16 protein-coding genes are annotated in these 16,430 nt (G+C 64.7%); 7 read left to right on the top strand and 9 right to left on the bottom strand.

The window, feature by feature from the left end; all coding sequences use genetic code 11:
• Positions 1 to 34: 34 nt before the first annotated feature.
• A complete protein-coding gene (locus BA190_RS24660; RefSeq protein ID WP_162275206.1) occupies positions 35 to 1,225 on the top strand; it encodes a porin in 1,191 nt (396 codons plus the stop codon).
• A 99-nt stretch (positions 1,226 to 1,324) separates the two neighbouring features.
• On the opposite strand, the gene BA190_RS24655 is transcribed toward BA190_RS24660, so the two are convergent.
• Complete coding sequence (locus tag BA190_RS24655) at positions 1,325 to 2,857, bottom strand: MFS transporter (RefSeq protein ID WP_068293890.1); 1,533 nt, start codon at positions 2,855 to 2,857, stop codon at positions 1,325 to 1,327.
• Between the two features lie 182 nt (positions 2,858 to 3,039).
• On the opposite strand from BA190_RS24655, the gene BA190_RS24650 reads away from it, so the two are divergent.
• Positions 3,040 to 3,930: a LysR family transcriptional regulator gene (locus tag BA190_RS24650; RefSeq protein ID WP_068293889.1), complete on the top strand. Its 891-nt coding sequence runs from the start codon at positions 3,040 to 3,042 to the stop codon at positions 3,928 to 3,930.
• A 246-nt stretch (positions 3,931 to 4,176) separates the two neighbouring features.
• Positions 4,177 to 4,656 carry a VOC family protein gene (locus tag BA190_RS24645; RefSeq protein WP_068293886.1) on the top strand — a complete coding sequence of 160 codons (480 nt, stop codon included), beginning with the start codon at positions 4,177 to 4,179 and terminating at the stop codon, positions 4,654 to 4,656.
• A 28-nt stretch (positions 4,657 to 4,684) separates the two neighbouring features.
• Here BA190_RS24645 and BA190_RS24640 read toward each other — a convergent pair whose 3' ends face one another.
• Positions 4,685 to 4,942 (bottom strand): hypothetical protein, encoded by a 258-nt coding sequence (locus BA190_RS24640; protein ID WP_068293883.1) that lies wholly within the window; start codon positions 4,940 to 4,942, stop codon positions 4,685 to 4,687.
• Between the two features lie 94 nt (positions 4,943 to 5,036).
• Here BA190_RS24640 and BA190_RS24635 point away from each other — a divergent pair, with 94 nt between their 5' ends.
• Positions 5,037 to 5,948 carry a LysR substrate-binding domain-containing protein gene (locus BA190_RS24635; RefSeq protein WP_068293878.1) on the top strand — a complete coding sequence of 304 codons (912 nt, stop codon included), beginning with the start codon at positions 5,037 to 5,039 and terminating at the stop codon, positions 5,946 to 5,948.
• On the opposite strand, the gene BA190_RS24630 is transcribed toward BA190_RS24635, so the two are convergent.
• A complete protein-coding gene (locus BA190_RS24630; protein WP_068294076.1) occupies positions 5,927 to 6,352 on the bottom strand; it encodes a DUF1772 domain-containing protein in 426 nt (141 codons plus the stop codon). The two genes, BA190_RS24635 and BA190_RS24630, sit on opposite strands and share 22 nt — an antisense overlap.
• 53 nt (positions 6,353 to 6,405) lie before the next feature.
• Here BA190_RS24630 and BA190_RS24625 point away from each other — a divergent pair, with 53 nt between their 5' ends.
• A complete protein-coding gene (locus BA190_RS24625; RefSeq protein WP_068293875.1) occupies positions 6,406 to 6,873 on the top strand; it encodes a MarR family winged helix-turn-helix transcriptional regulator in 468 nt (155 codons plus the stop codon).
• A gap of 1,494 nt (positions 6,874 to 8,367) precedes the next feature.
• On the opposite strand, the gene BA190_RS24615 is transcribed toward BA190_RS24625, so the two are convergent.
• Positions 8,368 to 9,924 (bottom strand): TROVE domain-containing protein, encoded by a 1,557-nt coding sequence (locus BA190_RS24615; protein ID WP_068293870.1) that lies wholly within the window; start codon positions 9,922 to 9,924, stop codon positions 8,368 to 8,370.
• Between the two features lie 276 nt (positions 9,925 to 10,200).
• Here BA190_RS24615 and rtcR point away from each other — a divergent pair, with 276 nt between their 5' ends.
• Complete coding sequence (gene rtcR, locus BA190_RS24610; protein ID WP_068293856.1) at positions 10,201 to 11,796, top strand: RNA repair transcriptional activator RtcR; 1,596 nt, start codon at positions 10,201 to 10,203, stop codon at positions 11,794 to 11,796.
• 5 nt (positions 11,797 to 11,801) lie between these two features.
• On the opposite strand, the gene BA190_RS24605 is transcribed toward rtcR, so the two are convergent.
• Positions 11,802 to 12,446, bottom strand: a complete 645-nt coding sequence (locus BA190_RS24605; RefSeq protein WP_068293852.1) for a dihydrofolate reductase family protein — start codon at positions 12,444 to 12,446, stop codon at positions 11,802 to 11,804.
• Between the two features lie 192 nt (positions 12,447 to 12,638).
• Positions 12,639 to 13,319: a TetR/AcrR family transcriptional regulator gene (locus BA190_RS24600; RefSeq protein WP_082980017.1), complete on the bottom strand. Its 681-nt coding sequence runs from the start codon at positions 13,317 to 13,319 to the stop codon at positions 12,639 to 12,641.
• 82 nt (positions 13,320 to 13,401) lie between these two features.
• Between BA190_RS24600 and BA190_RS24595 the strand changes: the two genes are divergently transcribed.
• Entirely contained in the window at positions 13,402 to 14,316 is a 915-nt protein-coding gene (locus BA190_RS24595) for an alpha/beta fold hydrolase (protein ID WP_245314947.1), read from the top strand.
• Positions 14,317 to 14,361: 45 nt separating this feature from the next.
• Here BA190_RS24595 and BA190_RS24590 read toward each other — a convergent pair whose 3' ends face one another.
• The 3 genes from BA190_RS24590 to BA190_RS24580 form a co-directional block, all read right to left on the bottom strand.
• Positions 14,362 to 14,883 (bottom strand): YegJ family protein, encoded by a 522-nt coding sequence (locus BA190_RS24590; protein ID WP_068293847.1) that lies wholly within the window; start codon positions 14,881 to 14,883, stop codon positions 14,362 to 14,364.
• A 111-nt stretch (positions 14,884 to 14,994) separates the two neighbouring features.
• A complete protein-coding gene (locus tag BA190_RS24585; RefSeq protein WP_068293844.1) occupies positions 14,995 to 15,600 on the bottom strand; it encodes a hypothetical protein in 606 nt (201 codons plus the stop codon).
• A gap of 9 nt (positions 15,601 to 15,609) precedes the next feature.
• Complete coding sequence (locus BA190_RS24580) at positions 15,610 to 16,329, bottom strand: SH3 domain-containing protein (RefSeq protein ID WP_082980016.1); 720 nt, start codon at positions 16,327 to 16,329, stop codon at positions 15,610 to 15,612.
• Between the last annotated feature and the right edge of the window lie 101 nt (positions 16,330 to 16,430).

Below are 16,430 nucleotides of genomic sequence, written 5' to 3'. Positions count from 1 at the left end.
CAGTTTTGCGGCTGCCCATGCGGCGGATCTTCCCATGACCAAGGGCGAGGCCGTTGAATATGTGAAGGTCTGTACGGCCTTTGGACCTGGCTTCTTCTATATTCCGGGCAGCGACACCTGCCTGCGCATCGGCAGCGAGTTCCGCATAGACTATCGCGTCTATGGCGGCGGCAAGTTCAATCGCGACGACAATCGCACTGCCTTCAACGCCCAGGCCCGTGTCTGGTTCGATGCCCGCACCGAGACCGAATGGGGCCTGCTGCGCTCCTATTTCCAGATCAATGCGGACAGCAACACCGCCACGCGGATCAACGGGACGGAGCAGCGCAACCGCTTCACCATCGACAAGGCCTTCATCCAGTTCGGCGGGCTGACGGCCGGTTATGCGCATTCCTTCTTCGGCTTCTACGACAATGACTATGGCAACACCATCTTCGGCCCCTATTACGCCCAGTCGAACACGGTGAACCTCATCGCCTACACGGCACAGTTCGGCGGCGGCTTCTCGGCCACCCTGTCGGTCGAAGATGGCCGTGATCACCGCCAGAACGACGTGTTCGCCTATCAGGGCGGCCAGCAGGTGCCGGATGTCGTCGGCGTCCTCCGGCTCGACCAGGAATGGGGTACGGTGGCGCTCCAGGCGGCAGCCCACCAGTTCCGCAGCGCCTCGCGCTATGACAATGGTACGCCGGACGATCCAGCCGATGACGTCGCCCTGCGGCACCAGAACAAATGGGGCTATGCGATCGGCGGCGACGTGCTGATCAAGATCCCGCAGCTCCAGGACGGGCATCTGGTGATCGAAGGCCAGTATGCCGATGGCGCGCTGGACTATCTCGGCGCCGACAACCTCTATGCCCTCCGCTCGCAGGACTTCTATTACCGCAACGGGTTTTCGCGGCTCGAAGCCGGCAAGGGCTGGTCTGTCACGGCGGAGCTGGGCGGCAATTTCACGCCGCAATGGGGCTTCAACATCGTGCCGAGCTATATCGACACGCGCTATGACGGCGCCGGCAGCAATGGCCAGGACCTGAAGGCCAAGGAATATGCCATCACCGGCAACCTGACCTACATGATCGTCAAGGGCCTCTCCGTGACGGGCGAGGTCTCCTACATCCGCTCGGAGTTCGATCGCGAACTCGGCACCGAGACCTTCTCCGATGCCAAGCCGAAGGAGAAGCTCAACTCGGTGGTCGGCGGCATCCGCATCAAGCGGATGTTCTGAGGGCATTGCCGCAAATCGACACCGGCTGGGCATATGAGAAAAGGGGGCTCTTCGGCCCCCTTTTCCTTGGTCTTCAGGCTGGTTGCCGGTGTGAGGCGTTCAGCCGTTCGCCGAGGCGCAGACCGTCTCTGCCGGGACGTCGTCCCGTGGCATTTCCCGGCGCCCGAGGAAGACGAAGACCACGACGGCGGTGACCACGGTGATGGCGGCAAGCAGCAGGAGCAGCGTGGCGAAAGCCTCGCCATAAGCCTGGATCAGCGCCGGACGGGCCAATTGCGGCAGCGCGCCGGCGGCACCGGCAACATCGCCCGTCACCAGCTTCTGAGCCCCTTCCCGGGTGTGTTCGCCGGCAAGGTGGCCTGATGTCAGGGCCGAGAGCACGGCGCTGACGATGGCAAGCGCCACGCCTTCCCCGGCAACGCGGACGGTGGAGAAGATGCCGGTCGCCATGCCGGCGCGCTCGCTCGGCACCACGGAGACGGCGAGGCCGTCCATCAGGCCCCAGGGCAGGCTGATGCCGATGCCGATCACGGCCATGGGCAAGAGCATGGCGTTGACGTCGCCGCCGACGGGGATGAAGCTCAGCCAGGCCAGTCCAACTGCTGAGACCAGCAGGCCGAGACCGCAGATCAGGGCCGGTGCGATCCAGCGCGAAAGCCAGCCGGCCAGGAGCGGCAGAACCAGCAGTGGGGCGGACAGGGCCATCATCATCAGGCCGGCGGTCACCCCGCCGACACCCTCGATACCGACGAGACGGATCGGCAGCAGGATCAGCAGCACCACGAAGGCATAGGCGGGCGCGGCCGCCAGCAATTGCACGCCGACGAAGCGGCCGTAGCGGAACAGGCTGAGGTCGAGCATCGGGCGGGGCGAGTTGAGCTCGATGCGTACGAACAGTGCCATCAGGGCGAGAGCGCCGAGGAGCAGGGCGCCGACGAGCGGGTCGGTCCAGCCGCTTTCGGGGGCCTGCAGGACGCCATAGGTGAACAGGGTCAAGGCGAGGGTGAAGCTGGTCGCGCCCGGCCAATCCAGTCCGCGAGCCAGGGGATCGCGGGATTCCCTGAGCACGATGATGCCGATGATGAAGGAGGCCGCTGTCAGCGCGACGACCGCCAGGAAGATGCTGGGCCAGCCGAAGGTCGCGCTCATCAGGCCTGAACTGATCGGGCCGAAGGACAGGCCGGCGCCGAAGCTGGCGCCGACGACGCTGAAGGCCCGCATGCGTGCGCCGCCGGAAAATTCCTGCGCCAGCGCCGCCATGCCGCCGGCGAAGGCCGCGGCAGCGGCAAGCCCCTGCAGAGCGCGCAGCAGGTCGAAGATCAGGATGGAGTGCGCCCCAACCAGGGCCAGCGAGGCCAGGGCGAAGCCGGCAACGCCGGTCAGGAAGACGCGCTTGCGGCCGAAGCTGTCCGACAGGGCGCCGGCGGCCATCAGGGCACTGCCGAAGGTTAGCATGAAGGCGTTTGTCACCCAGTTCAGGGCGACCGGACTGCCGCCCAGTGTTTGCGCGATCGCGGTCAGCACGACCGCCGGTCCGGTGAAGGTCAAGGGCATGGCGATGGCGGTAAGGCAGACGGAGAGCAGGATGAGCGCCTTGCGGGCCGCGCTCGGAGCCAAGGTTGGGTCTGTCATGAAATCGATGCTCGAAAGATGGGTGGCAAGTCACCGGCCCGATCCAGGGCGCCCCGCGTGGAGGTTTGCCTGGTGAAAATGGCCCGACCCGTTGCGAGCAATCTATTCTTGCCGCATTATTGGTAAAATAGGGGCTGTGTTCCGAAGATAACGGAATGAAATTCCGGAATGGCGGAGAGACTATGGACAGGAGCGGCAATCTCACCGCCTTCGTGCGCACGGCGGACCTTGGCAGCTTCGCCGCGGCCGGACGGGTGCTCGGCCTCTCGGCCTCGGCCGTCGGCAAGGCTGTCGCCAAGCTGGAGCAGGATCTCGGCGTCCGCTTGTTCCAGCGTACCACCCGCACCATCCGCCTCACCGAGGAAGGGCGCCTGTTTCACGAGCGCTGCCGCCGCATCCTCGACGATCTCGACGATGCCTGGGCCATCGTGGCCGGTTCGCGTGACGCCCCACGGGGCAGGTTGCGGGTTTCGACGCCGGTCGTCACCTACCACATCCTCATGCCCCTGATGCCGGAGTTCACCGCGCTCTATCCGGAGATCGAGCTCGATTTCGATTTCAACGACCGGCTGGTCGACCTGGTGGAGGAAGGCGTCGATATTGCCGTCCGTAGTGGCGAGCTCCCGGATTCCCGGCTGATGTCGCGCGTGTTCTGCTCCTTCCGGCAGATGCTGTTCGCTTCGCCGGCCTATCTGGAGCGCCACGGCACGCCGCTGAAGCTGCGCGATCTCGACGGTCACCTTGCCATCCGCTACCGCTTCCTCAACAGCGGCAGGATGCTGGAATGGCCCTTGATCCTGCCGCCGGACGAGGCGGAGCCGCGTACGCGCACCATCTTCACCTGCAACAACATGGAAGCCATGCGTGGCGCCACGCTCGGTGGCCTCGGCATTGGCGTCATGCCGGATTTCCTGGTGCACGATGCCGTCGAGGCCGGAACGCTGCGGACCGTGCTGCCGGACCACGTGGGCGGGCCGCGCAACTTCAACATGATATGGCCGTCCAACCGGCATCTCTCGCCGAAAGTCCGTGTCTTCGTGGACTTCATGCAGGCCCGGCTCAGCGGCATGTAAGGGACCGTTCAAGAATAAGCGCACTGTCATTCCCGGCCGAGCTTCTCGTGAGCGAAGCGATCCCCTTCCCGCCGCCTGCGGCGGCGCCGGGGATGACAATCGATCAGAGCGCCTATTCTTGAACTGTCCCTAAACATAAAATTCGCAGCCGAGATGCATGGCCAAATTTGACGGTCTTGTCGGATCGGCAGGTCTTCCTTCGTCCTTGGGGCATCAGGCCGCGATGAGGCCTCGGAGGAGAACGTCATGTCCAAGATTTCGCCATGCCTGTGGTTTGCGGGAGAGGCCGAGGAGGCCGCCAATTTCTATGTGTCGCTGCTGCCGGATTCGCGCATCGACCATGTGCAGCGCAACGTTGCCGATGGCCCGGGCGGCAAAGCCGGCACTGTGCTGATGGTCCGCTTCACCCTCGCCGGCGAGAGCTATCTCGCCCTCAATGGCGGCGAAAAATGCGACTATAACCACGCCGTTTCCTTCCATATCGACTGCGCCGACCAGGCCGAGATCGACCGGCTGTGGGGGGCGCTGGGCGAAAAGGGCGAGTTGATCCATTGCGGCTGGCTCAAGGACCGCTATGGCGTGCACTGGCAGATCGTGCCCTCGATCCTGCCCACGCTGCTGGCCGATCCCGACCAGGCCAAGGCACAGCGCGTCATGGCCGCCGTGCTGCAGGCGATCAAGTTCGACATCACGGCGCTGCAGAAGGCATATGACGGAGTGGAGTAGCAGGTCCCAGGGCGTCCTCGATACCTGGCTAGCGCGCGGCGATTGCGGTTCCCCGTAAGGCCTGGTGTGCCGGTGTCCGACAGGCGGTCGCCTTGCCTGGATTGCACGCGAGCACACCCGCATCATGGCCGGGTGCCGGTGGCGGCTCCAGCGGCAGGTCGGCCAGTTCCCGCAGGGACATGGCCTGCAGGCTGGGATGGTCGAGCGGCTCCAGGCCACCGGCCGGCATCAACCGAAGACCGGTCCAGCGCTGCTTAAGGGTCTTGAGTATCCTGATGGTCAGCATGTGAGAAATATACCTCGGTTCTTGCTCTCGAATTTCCTGCAAACAGGGGAGGAAAGAAATGGAGTTCTGCGCGATCATCCTATAGAAAAACTATATGGACAGTCTGCTGCGATATCAGCTCGGCGCCTTGCGGGCGGTCGAGGCTGCCGGGCGCCTGGGCTCGATGGCGAAGGCCGCCGAGGAGCTCGGCGTCACCGTGGGCGCGGTCAGCCAGCAGGTGCTCAAGGCTGAGCAGCGCTTGGGACGACCGATCTTCACGCGCGGGCCGAAGGGGCTGGTGCCGACACCGCTCGGGCAGTCCCTGCTCGCGGGCCTCACCCGCGGCTTCCGGGAGATCTCACAGGCCTTGGCCACGGCCGAAGCCCGGGCCGAGCATGTGCTGACGGTGACGGTCGCGCCGGTTCTCGCCGCCAAATGGCTGGTGCCGCGCCTGCATCGCTTCCATGAGGCGCATCCGGGCCTGCAGTTGCGTATCGATGCCTCGGTTGAGCGGGTGGATTTCGACACCTCGGACGTCGATGTCGGCGTGCGCGTCGGTGCGGGACCCTGGCCGGGCGTAAGGGCGGACTACCTCATGGATCAGAGCCTGTTTCCGCTCTGCTCGCCTGCCCTGGCGGCCGGCATTCGGGAGATCGAGGATCTGGTGCGGCTTCCCGCCATCATCGACTATAACTCCCCGGAAAGCTGGCCGATCTGGCTGGCCGCCTATGGCAAGGCGGATCTGCCGCTCGCGGCTGGCCCCGCCTTTTCGGATGCAGCGCTTTGTCTCGATGCCGCGATCGCCGGCCAGGGCGTGTCGATCGGCTGGCAGACCCTGGCCCAGGACGCGCTGCGCGACGGCCGCCTGGTTTCGCCGTTCCCGCGCCCCGTTCAGACCGGCCTGGCCTATTGGCTGGTGAGCTCGGCGCGCCGCAGGCCTTCACCCAAGGTAAAGGCCTTCGATACCTGGTTGCGGGCCGAGCTGGCCGATGTCGGGGGCGGACCTCACAGCGAAGCGACGAGATAGGCCAGTGTTGCCGTCGCGCCGAGTGCGGTGCGGACAGCGTGCAGCCCACCCCAACGCCGGATGAGCAGGCGCGTCCGCGCCCCTGCCTCATGGTTCGGCGTTGCCTCCAGGAGCCGGTTGGTCGGCATGATGCCCAGCAAGGTATAGGGCCAGTTCGCCAGGATCAGCGCGGCACCGACCAGCCAGAGCCAGCCGCCGGCGAGCCAGGCGGCCGCGATGCCGGCAAGACCGGAGACGACGGCGAGGCTGGCCTGCATGGCGAAGCCGCGCGCATAGCTGGGCTTCCATTGCGCCAGCAGGGAGGCGTCGTCGAGGCTGAGGCGGGCCGGCTGTTCGGCAACATTGATGTAGATGGCCGCCCCGGTGAAGGCGGCTGCAAGGACGAGCGCGATCTGGCCAATCAGCATGGGGCAACTCCAATTTGACAATATGTTGTCAAATTGGATATATATTGTCAATGAACGAATCGGACCCCGCTTTGGCCGGCGAAGGCGTCACGGCCCTCATCCTCGAGGTGTTCCGCCTGAATGGCCGCCTGCTTGCGGCCGGCGACCGGCTGGTGTCAGGAGTGGGGTTGAGCAGTGCGCGCTGGCAGGTCCTCGGCGCCGTCGCGCTGGCCGGCACGCCGCAGCCCGTGGCCCATCTTGCCCGTTCCATGGGCCTCAACCGCCAGGGCGTGCAGCGTATCGTCAACGAATTGGCGCAAGAGGGCATTCTCGACTTCCGCGACAATCCCCATCATCGCCGGGCCAGGCTGGTGGTGATGACGGCAAGGGGAAAGGCTGCCTACGAGGCGGCGAACCGGCTGCAGAAGCCTTGGGTGGACGCCCTTGCGCAGGGATTGGCGGCTGAGGATGTGGCGGCCTGCCTGCGCCTGATAAGTACGCTGCGCTGTCGGCTGGAGGCGGAAGCCGATCCGGAGTAGCGGAAGGGGCGGGACGGCGACGAGAAGTGGCAGGCATCCGATGTCCGTTTTCGGACGATCACCGACTTTTCAGGCCGGTGGCTTGCGCCTAATCAAGATGAAAGCCCTGCCGGCATTCGCCGGAAGTAGAAAGGAACGCTGCGGCGACGAGGAATGGCGAAACATATGCTCTACCATTGAGCTACGGGCCCATAGGGCGTCTCGTCGGTTATGGTTTTGGGTTTGACGGGAGCGATTTTGGCCGAGGAGAAGGAGGGGGAGGACGCAAGCCTCACGGCTTGCTACGAAACCCGACGTGCTCATCGGCCAAAAGCGTCCCGCCGCAAAGCGGTGAGGTGAAAAATGGCCATCTGCAGTGTCGCTTCGCTTGCCAAGACGAAAGTCTTGGCAGCGCTCGCTCCTCCCATCTCGCCATTTTTGACCTCATCAAACTCCGAACCATAACCGACGAGACGCCCTATGGTGGACCCGACGGGACTCGAACCCGCATCACTTGGGGAATAGCCATGTAGTTCCGCCGGCATTCGCCGCAACGTTCCAAATCAGGCCGGGCAGACGCGGCGACGAAAGGGATGAAACCTCTTCACCCGCGCGGGGCCTTTCGGCCTGGCGCAAGGTTCCGGATTCGAACCAGGAGGACCATGTAGTTCCATCGGCATTCGCCGCTCTGCTCGGTATCGTCAAAGGGCCACGGCGACGAGAGGGATGAGAACGGGCTCCCGATAACGGTGAGTCGGGTGCAGTTCGCGGCTGCAGCGCCCTGTGGTGCTGTATTCCCATTCGCATTCGCCGTGACGTGTCGAAATTCCTTTCAGTCGAAATAGGTGCGGCGACGAGGCATGACGGGACGGTTGCTGCTGAACTACCGCTTGCGCGGGGCGCCTTGATGCGCCGGCTCCCTTTGCTTTGGAAGGGTGTTCTACCTGTAGTCCCGACGGCATTCGCCGCTGGTTGCAATAGCCGGGATCGGCCACGGCGACGAGGAATGGTGAAACATCCCGCTCTACCCACTGAGCTACAGGCCTTGCGGCCTGGCGGGAATTGAACCCGCGACCTGGAGCGTGAAGGCTGTAGTTCCACCGGCATTCGCCGTTTCGATAGAAATCTCCTGATGATGACGGCCACGGCAACAAGAATGACGAAACGTTACCGCCTTGCGGCGGTCCGTGCTCTAACCATCTGAGCTATGCAGCTTGCGCCGCAGCGGGATTCGAACCCGCGACCCCGGGATTCAAAGTCTGTAGTTCCGTCGGCATTTGCCGTGGCGTCTGAAAAAATCTCCAATGAATAGGCCGCAGCGACGAGGTTGTGGGAAACGACGGCCGCCTTGCCCGCCGAAGCGGTCGAGACGGCATCGCGCCTGTTCCGGCAGCTTCGTCTTGCGACGTGAGCGTCGGGGGCCAACGATCACCTGAAGCTGTAATTCCCCAGGCATTCGCCGCGGCTTTGGCTCCGGCCGGCAGCACGAAGCCGCCGACCGGAAATCATGTCGTATCAGAGCTCGATCTTCTCGATCTCGCCGACCCAGTGCTCTGCGCCCATCTCGCCCTTCTTGAAGGCCGCGATGGTGTCGAACACTGCGTCCGAGAAGCCACCGATGTTCATCACGTCGGCGCGCTCCTGCACCTGGGTGGTCGTGTAGGGCTGGATGTCCAGGCAGACGAGCTTGGCACTGGGATTGCCGGTCTTCACCCGCTCCCACAGCTGCATCATCTGCGTGGCCTCGCCGCCCCGGCGCGCATCGATCCAGGACTGGTTGTCCGAGACGAAGATCACCAGATCCACCTTGGCCCGCTCGTTCGCCAGCTTCTCCAGCGGCGCCGAGCAGTTGGTGCCGCCGCCGCCGATGGAGGCGAGCTTGCGTGCATTGGTCATCACCGTGTCGCGCGGCTCGAGGTCCACGCGGACCACGGCCTGCTCGAACGGGATCACCCGGGCCGACGGATTGGCCCGAAGCACCGAAGCCGCCACCAGGCCGGCCACGTCGATGCAGCGCACCTGCGTGGTCGCGCCTGGACGATAGCCGGTGACCGGCGAGGACATCGAACCCGAAACGTCCGGGCAGACGACCACGCGGCCCTTGATCGCTGGCACGTTGGCGACCGCGATCTCCATCGCGTCATGCAGCGCCTCGCGCACGACGGACGGGACGTCCTGCCCGGCCTGCGCATAGGCCATCATCAGCTGATACGGGAACACCCGTGCCCGCTTGATGGCCTCGCCATCGGCGAGCCGCTTGGCAAGCTTTTCGGCGAAGCCCTCCACCTCGAACACGCCGTGGCGCGCGAAGGTGGCGAGGTTCATCCGCAGCATCTGCCAGCCTGCCTTGTCGGCGATGGCGGCCCAGTGCTGCCGGGTGAGCGGCAGCGCCGTCAGCATCTGGAACGGCACGGCCGGTACCGGCAGTGACGGATCCTGCTTGAAGGCCTCGAACGCCCGAGCGACGTCAGGCAGAGCCGTCACATCGTAGGGGCGCCCGATCAGCCAGGCATAGAGCGCCTCGCGCGCCTTGTCGGCGGGCTTGGGGTGGACCATCTTGATCACGTCCGCGAGCGAGGGCGCATTGCCGACGCTGGCGCGCATGATCTCGATGTCCGAGGCGGTCTCGAGCCAGGCTTGGACCAGCTTCTTCGGCCGGGTCCCGAGAGACTTACGGCCGACGGCGCCCGAACGCATCACCTGGACGAAGTTGCGCAGCATCTTGCCGTTGTCGACCACGCGCGGAAACGCCTTGGCGAAATCGCCCGTCTGCAGCATGGAAAGATAGGCGAGCAGCAAGGCCGGCATATCCTTCATATGGCCGCGCTGGCGGGCATAGATGGCCGCCTTGGCAATGAACGCGCTCTCCACCTCGCAGACCGCCTTGAGCGTCTCGTCGAGCTGCGCCGTGGCGCTGGCATAGAAGGTGCGGTTCAGCGTGCCGGTGACGGCGAGCTGGGCCAGTGCGTGGCGCGGGGTGAACTTATAGGCCGGGGCCCCGTGCTTGTTGGCGGTATCGGCCTTCGGCAGCATCTTCCCCACAAAGGAGGCAAACAGCGACTTATTTGCCATGACAATCATCCTCGTTTGTTACGGGGATCTGATAGCAGGGAGCGTGCCAAGTGGAGAGGGGGGCGGGAATTATTTTATAAGATATTGATTTTGAATGATAAAAAAATCCAGCGAGCTTAAAGTGAATTTCTTGAGCGGAAAGCTTGAGTCCAGAATTTATATTTTCCGATAACAAGATATCCCATGATATAACTTACAAAGCGACGGGTCGTTCCTGGGATCGCAGGCCTCCAGCCTGCTCTTTCCTGAAAACATTGCGTTCCCAGGGGGGATCGAATGAAGAAGCGTGTGGCCATCGGCTTCCTCGGCGTCAGCCTGGACAGCGGCAAGCGCGACAAGCGCTGGGAGCGCTGGCGGCCGACCGTGGCGCTCTGCCAGCAGGGGGACCTGCCCATCGACCGCCTCGAACTGATCCACGACATCAGGGCAACCTCGCTAGCCGAGCGGATCGCGGGCGACATCGCCGTGATCTCGCCGGACACGCAGGTTGTCAGGCACATCATGAATCTCGCCGATGCCTGGGATTTCCAGGAGGTCTACGGGGCCCTCTATGATTTCGCCAGGGCCTATCCCTTCGATGCCGAGGAGGAGGAGTATCTCGTCAACATCACCACCGGCACCCATGTCGCCCAGATCTGCTGGTTCCTGCTGACCGAGGCTCATTATGTGCCCGGCAAACTGATCCAGCTCTCGCCGCCCAAGCGCCAGGGCGAAGGTGTCGCCGGTTCCTATTCGATCGTGGATCTCGACCTCTCGCGTTACGATGCCATCGCCAGCCGCTTCCGGGCCGAGGCACACGAGGCGACCTCCTTCCTCAAATCCGGTATCCCGACCCGCAATTCCGCCTTCAACGCCATGATCGACCAGATCGAGCGGGTGGCGATGCGCTCGCGCGCGCCGGTGCTGCTGACGGGGCCGACCGGGGCCGGCAAGTCGCTGCTGGCCCGGCGCATCTTCGAGCTCAAGCAGGCGCGGCGCCAGCTCGCGGGCGATTTCGTCGAGGTCAACTGTGCTACCTTGCGCGGCGACCATACGATGTCGGCCCTGTTCGGCCATATCAGGGGGGCTTTCACCGGCGCCCAGACCGACCGGGCCGGGCTCCTGCGGGCGGCCGATGGCGGATTGCTGTTCATGGACGAGATCGGTGAACTCGGCCTCGACGAGCAGGCCATGATCCTCAGGGCCATCGAGGAGAAGCGCTTCCTGCCGGTCGGCGCCGACAAGGAGGCGGTCAGCGATTTCCAGTTGATCGCCGGCACCAATCGCGACCTTTCGGTGGATGTGCGTTCGGGCAAGTTCCGTGAGGACCTGCTGGCGCGCCTCAATCTCTGGACTTTCGAATTGCCGGGCCTGGCCGCGCGCCGCGAGGACATCGAGCCCAATCTCGATTTCGAACTCACGCGTTATGCCGAGCGCGAGGGCGAAAACATCGCCTTCAATCGCGAGGCGCGCGCCCGCTATCTCAGCTTTGCGACGGCGCCGGAAGCGCGCTGGACCGCCAATTTTCGCGACCTCTCGGCTTCCGTCACCCGCATGGCGACCCTGGCGCCGGGTGGGCGCATCACCGAGGATGGGGTTGCCGAGGAAATCGCCCGCCTCGTCCGGCATTGGCGAGCTGGCGACGTCGAGGGCGCGGACAGGTTGCTGGCCGATCTCCTCGGTGAGGAGCGTGTCGCCGGTATCGACCGTTTCGACCAGGTGCAACTGGCCGAGGTGGTGCGCGTCTGCCGCTCCAACGCGTCCCTCAGCGCGGCCGGCCGTGCGCTGTTCGCGGCATCGCGCCAGGCCAAGGCGAGCTCGAACGATGCCGATCGCCTGCGCAAATATCTGGCGCGTTTCGAGCTGGATTGGGAGGTGGTGAGGCAGGGCTGAGTGCATCAACTCCTGACAATGGTGAGATGGGTGGCCATCGGTGTCGTAACGCGTTCGGCGAAGCGATAGCCGAGGGCTGGCAGATCGATCCCCTCGAAGAAGTTCTCGCCCTTGCCGAGCAGGACCGGTGAAACGACCAGATGCATGTCGTCGATGAGGCGCGCCTTGAGATATTGATGCACGGTCGAGACTCCGCCGCCGACCCGCACGTCCTTGTCGCCGGCCGCGGTCCTTGCTTGCCGCAGCGCGGATTCGATGCCGTCCGTGACGAAATGGAAGGTCGTGCCGCCCTCCATCTCGAGAGGGGCACGGGCATGATGTGTCAGCACGAAGATGGGCACGTGATAAGGAGGATTGTCGCCCCACCAGCCCTTCCAGTCCATGTCGGGCCAGGGGCCGCGGATCGGGCCGAACATGTTGCGCCCTAGAATCCAGGCGCCGAGATTCTCCATGCTGCGCGCCGCGAAATCGTCGTCGATGCCCGTTTCCCCACCGTCCTCACCGAACATCTTGCGAAAGGTCCGTGTCGTCCAGGCCCAACCGTGCAATTTGGTGCCGTTCACGCCGAGCGGATTGTCGAGGCTCTGGTCCGGCCCGGCGCCATAGCCATCAAGCGACAGAGAGAAACCGCGGACGACAAGTTTGGACATGGGAGGTCGCTCCAAAACCGACTGCAGATCGAAACTGGTTTGACGTTATGATAACCGATCTTGATTTGCAATCAGTTTCGTTGGGGCGAAGCCTGGTGCGCCGGCAAGCCAGTGGCCTGGGTGGTGCCATCCTTGATATGAATCCGCAGCTGCCCGGCAGTGGCGGGCAATGAATTTGCCGGCTATTGATAACTAGGCTGCCGTGGAAGAGGGAGGTGCTTTGGTGCCAAGTCTCTTGCCGCCAAGTCTCTTGCCGCCAAGTCCCTTGCCGCCAAGTCCCTTGCCGCCAAGTCCCTTGCTGTCGACAGCGGCGGTGATCAGCGTGGCGGCCGCCTTGCCGGCAGCTTCCATATAGTCGGGGTCGCGATGCAGCAGGACGACGGCAAAGCTGCCGTCGAGCAGGAGTACGACTTGCCGGGCCAACAAGGCCGTGTCGTCGAGCCCTGCGTTTTCCAGTTCGAGCCGCAGCCAGGCTTCAAAGCTCTTCTTGTGTGCGGCACCGATCTTGATGGCGGGGTGGCCCGGCAGGTCGGCGAGTTCGGCGGCGGTGCGCAGGAAGCCGCATCCCTTCCAGCGCGGATGACGGGCCGCCACGGCGAGATTTGAGAAGATCGCCTCGACCTTGGCCGCGACGTCTCCCTGCGCCTCGCCAAACCAGCGTCGGAACAGAGCGAGATTGGGTTGGTCGCGTGCCGCCAGATAGGCGGCGATCAGGTCGTCCTTGCTGGTAAAGTGATAATAGAGCGTGCGCTTGGTGATGCCGGCCTTGGCGGCAACCGCGTCGACGCCGACATTGCGGATGCCCTTGTCGTAGAACAGGCGCGCGGCCGCCGAAACGATACGCTCGCGCGTGGTGGTTGCAGGCTCAGACATGGCTTGCCCTCACGTATACTGACAAGTGAGTATAACCGTTGCCGCCGGCCATGCTATCCCTTCCTGCGAGTGAGGAGTGTCGATGGCGATGGACATGACACCGGCCACGCCGGTCGCGATCACCTGCGGGGACGGGGTCGTTCTCGCCGGCCATCTCTGGCTGGCGGAGGGCAGAGGGGGAGCGGGCACGGTCGTCATCAATGCCGCGACGGGCGTGCTTGCCCGCTACTATCACCGTTATGCGCGCTTCCTTGCCGAGCAGGGCTTCGATGCCGTCACCTATGACTATCGCGGCATCGGTCTGTCGCGCCCAGCGGATCTGAAGCGTTGCGGCTATCGCTGGAGCGAATGGGGAACGCGTGATTTCGAGGCAGTGCTGGGCTTTGCCCGGCAGCACCGGCCCGACGGGCCTCTCTTCGTGGTCGGCCACAGCATCGGTGGTTTCCTGCCGGGGCTTGCCGGCAACGCCCGCTGGATCGATCGGATGCTGACCGTCGGCGCCCAATATGCCTACTGGCCCGATTATGCCTGGCGCCGCCGCCTGGGGCTGGTCTGGCGCTGGCATGTGCTCATGCCCCTGCTTACGGCGATATGCGGCTATTTCCCGGGCCGGCGGCTCGGCTGGCTGGAAGACCTGCCGGCGGGCGTGGCCCTGGAATGGAGTTTTCGCGGCAAGCATGCCGAGAACAGCCATCCGCGCCGGGAGCGGGCGGAGATCCTCGCGCGTTTTGCCGCGGTTTCCGCACCGATCCTGGCAGTGACCATGTCCGACGACGAGTTCGGCACCGTGCCGGCCATCCGGCGCGCGCTGGCCTATTACCGGTCGAGCCCGGCGACCGCGGTGCGCCTGACGCCGCAAGACTACAACCTGGCCGAGATCGGTCATTTCAGCCTGTTTCATGACCGACATCGGGCCGGCTTCTGGCAGGATACGCTGGCCTGGTTGCGGGATGGGGTGAACCCCTGGCCGCACCGCCGTTTCGAGACGGCGGGGTGAGGGGCGGGCAGGCCCTATTGGTTGAGAAAGAAGCGGGCCGACGACTTATTGCGGCGAGGCGCCGCCTTCGCAACTCAGGCCGATCTGGTCCTTCAGTTCCTGGGCCTCGCGCGGATCCTCCTTGGCCAGCAGGACGCAGGTGGTGAAATTGCCCTGAAGCTTGCCGTCGCGATAGTAGCCCCAGTCCCGGATCCGGCTCCTCAGAAAGGTGAGCGGCTGGCCGAACGTCACATTGCCCACCAGTTCCGGGCGGTTGTTGATCTTGCCGGTGAAGCGGTCTCCCCTGTGGCTGACCTCGTTGAGCCAGAAATATTCGGTCTGGATGCCCTGGATGATCGGCACCTTCACGGCAAAGCCACTCGCGCCGCTGACCTTGCCGTCCAGGGCGTCGATGAAATCGGGCAGGCTTTCCTGGGCCTTGGCGAAGGCGGCCTTCATGGCGGGATCGTCGTCCCTGGCCTTGAAGGTGGCATCCCGGCCGGCCTTCTGTGTCACGGTTTCGGCGCTGGCTGAGGACAGGCCCAGAAAGGCGAGGCCTGTTGCAGCAAAGAGGAATGCTCTCGTCATCGGTGGCTCCGATTGGGCGCGCCATCGTAGCGGCAGGACGGGCTGGATCGCAACCGGGGGCGATCCCGGGAAACCAGGCCCATGGTGGTGTGGTATTTTTGAAACTTGGTGTCAGAAGGTCGCCAGCGTTGCAGCGAAACGGTCCAGGGCCGGCGCATCGAAGGTGCCCTCGCCGGTGAGTTGGAAATCGATGGCGTGGGGCCGCAACGCGGCGGCGGCCGGCAGGAGCGTCGGCTCCGTCAGCCCGAGAAAGCAAGGCAGGTCAGCCAGTTCGATCAGGCGCCGGCAGGCGCTCAGATCATCCCCGCTGCCGACGTGCAGATGCACAGCGTCGGGGAGGGACGCATAGGCCTCCACCAGGGCATCGGCATCCCTGCTCCCAGGGTCGACGGACTGGATGATCTTGCGGCCGCGGATGATGCGCTTGAGGCCGGGATATTCGCTGGTGGCGATCGGCCTGGCCAGGCGAACGGCGAGCGCCGCCGAGGCGTCGACCTGCTGGGCCACGGCGCCGGCCGTCAGGGCCGGGGTAATCAGGATCGGCGTGACCGCCGGCGGCAAAGCGAGCGCAATCTCCGCCAGTATCGCGCTGCCTTCCGGGCCCGCCTGCGGGAAGGCGGCAGGGTCGAGCCCGATGGCATCGGCGCCCGCCTCGACCGCTGCGCCGGCTTGCTCGCGGGAAATGACCCCGCTGATCATCAGGCGAAGGCGCGGCACCGTCCCGTCTCAGTCGATCGCTTCGCCGGGATAGGCGCCCCACAGATTGCTTTCTTGGATCCAGCCGTCGAAGCCTTCGCCCTGGATACGGCACCAGTTCGAGGTGCAGGTCTTGATCGAGGCCTGCACGCCGGGCTGCAGCATGGCGACAGCCGTCGCCTTGGCGTCGGCGGTGGCATGCAGCGGCAGCGTCTGCTGCTTGGACCAGGGCGCGATCAGGGCGGTGCGCTTGCCCGAGAGCAGGTTCTGCAGCACCCAGCCTTCGGAGCCGTCGGCGTCGCGGATGCGCCGCCAGTTCTCGAATTCGGCGATCACTTCCACCGGCAGGTTGGACTTCTGGTAGATGAAGGACACGGTCTGGTCGCGCGAGGGGCCCTGGCGCACATTCACCCGGTCGGGCTTCAGGCTGACGAAGCGCGGCATCGGCAGGCCGGAGACCGGGCCGAGCTGGTCCTTGCCGGCCTTGGGATCGGGCAAAGAGCCGGTGACGTCGTCGGCCTGCTTGTCCGGGATGGCGGCCTTGCCCGCACCGGCGATGAAGGCCGCCACGGTGGGATCGGCGAGGGTGTCGGCGCTGATGCTTGCGGAGGCCGTGTCCAGCGGTTGCTTCAGCCGCTTGTGATGGAGATAGTAGACCCCGCCGGCGACGACGAGGGCGCAGAAGGCACCGGCAAAACCGATCTTGGCAATGGGACTTAAACGGGGCGCTTCTTCTTCGTAATGGGACATGCCGGACCTCGACGCACACTCTCGCCCGCAACCACCTCTGTTGCTGCGCTTGCCTGTCTGTTAGAGGAAGGACAGCGACGGGCTGCGGGCTTATCGGCGCA

The sequence above is a fragment of the Labrys sp. WJW genome, assembly GCF_001676615.1.
Classification (GTDB): domain Bacteria; phylum Pseudomonadota; class Alphaproteobacteria; order Rhizobiales; family Labraceae; genus Labrys; species Labrys sedimenti.
This window is presented reverse-complemented; position numbering and strand designations above follow the sequence as displayed.

Coding starts and splice junctions, on each gene's coding strand:
- BA190_RS24645 (WP_068293886.1), top strand. CDS start 4,177: ATGTCCAAGATTTCGCCATGCCTGTGGTTTGCGGGAGAGGCCGAGGAG.
- BA190_RS24635 (WP_068293878.1), top strand. CDS start 5,037: ATGGACAGTCTGCTGCGATATCAGCTCGGCGCCTTGCGGGCGGTCGAG.
- BA190_RS24625 (WP_068293875.1), top strand. CDS start 6,406: ATGAACGAATCGGACCCCGCTTTGGCCGGCGAAGGCGTCACGGCCCTC.
- BA190_RS24615 (WP_068293870.1), bottom strand. CDS start 9,924: ATGGCAAATAAGTCGCTGTTTGCCTCCTTTGTGGGGAAGATGCTGCCG.
- BA190_RS24605 (WP_068293852.1), bottom strand. CDS start 12,446: ATGTCCAAACTTGTCGTCCGCGGTTTCTCTCTGTCGCTTGATGGCTAT.
- BA190_RS24580 (WP_082980016.1), bottom strand. CDS start 16,329: ATGTCCCATTACGAAGAAGAAGCGCCCCGTTTAAGTCCCATTGCCAAG.
- BA190_RS24600 (WP_082980017.1), bottom strand. CDS start 13,319: ATGTCTGAGCCTGCAACCACCACGCGCGAGCGTATCGTTTCGGCGGCC.
- rtcR (WP_068293856.1), top strand. CDS start 10,201: ATGAAGAAGCGTGTGGCCATCGGCTTCCTCGGCGTCAGCCTGGACAGC.
- BA190_RS24640 (WP_068293883.1), bottom strand. CDS start 4,942: ATGCTGACCATCAGGATACTCAAGACCCTTAAGCAGCGCTGGACCGGT.
- BA190_RS24655 (WP_068293890.1), bottom strand. CDS start 2,857: ATGACAGACCCAACCTTGGCTCCGAGCGCGGCCCGCAAGGCGCTCATC.
- BA190_RS24660 (WP_162275206.1), top strand. CDS start 35: ATGACCAAGGGCGAGGCCGTTGAATATGTGAAGGTCTGTACGGCCTTT.
- BA190_RS24650 (WP_068293889.1), top strand. CDS start 3,040: ATGGACAGGAGCGGCAATCTCACCGCCTTCGTGCGCACGGCGGACCTT.
- BA190_RS24595 (WP_245314947.1), top strand. CDS start 13,402: ATGGCGATGGACATGACACCGGCCACGCCGGTCGCGATCACCTGCGGG.
- BA190_RS24590 (WP_068293847.1), bottom strand. CDS start 14,883: ATGACGAGAGCATTCCTCTTTGCTGCAACAGGCCTCGCCTTTCTGGGC.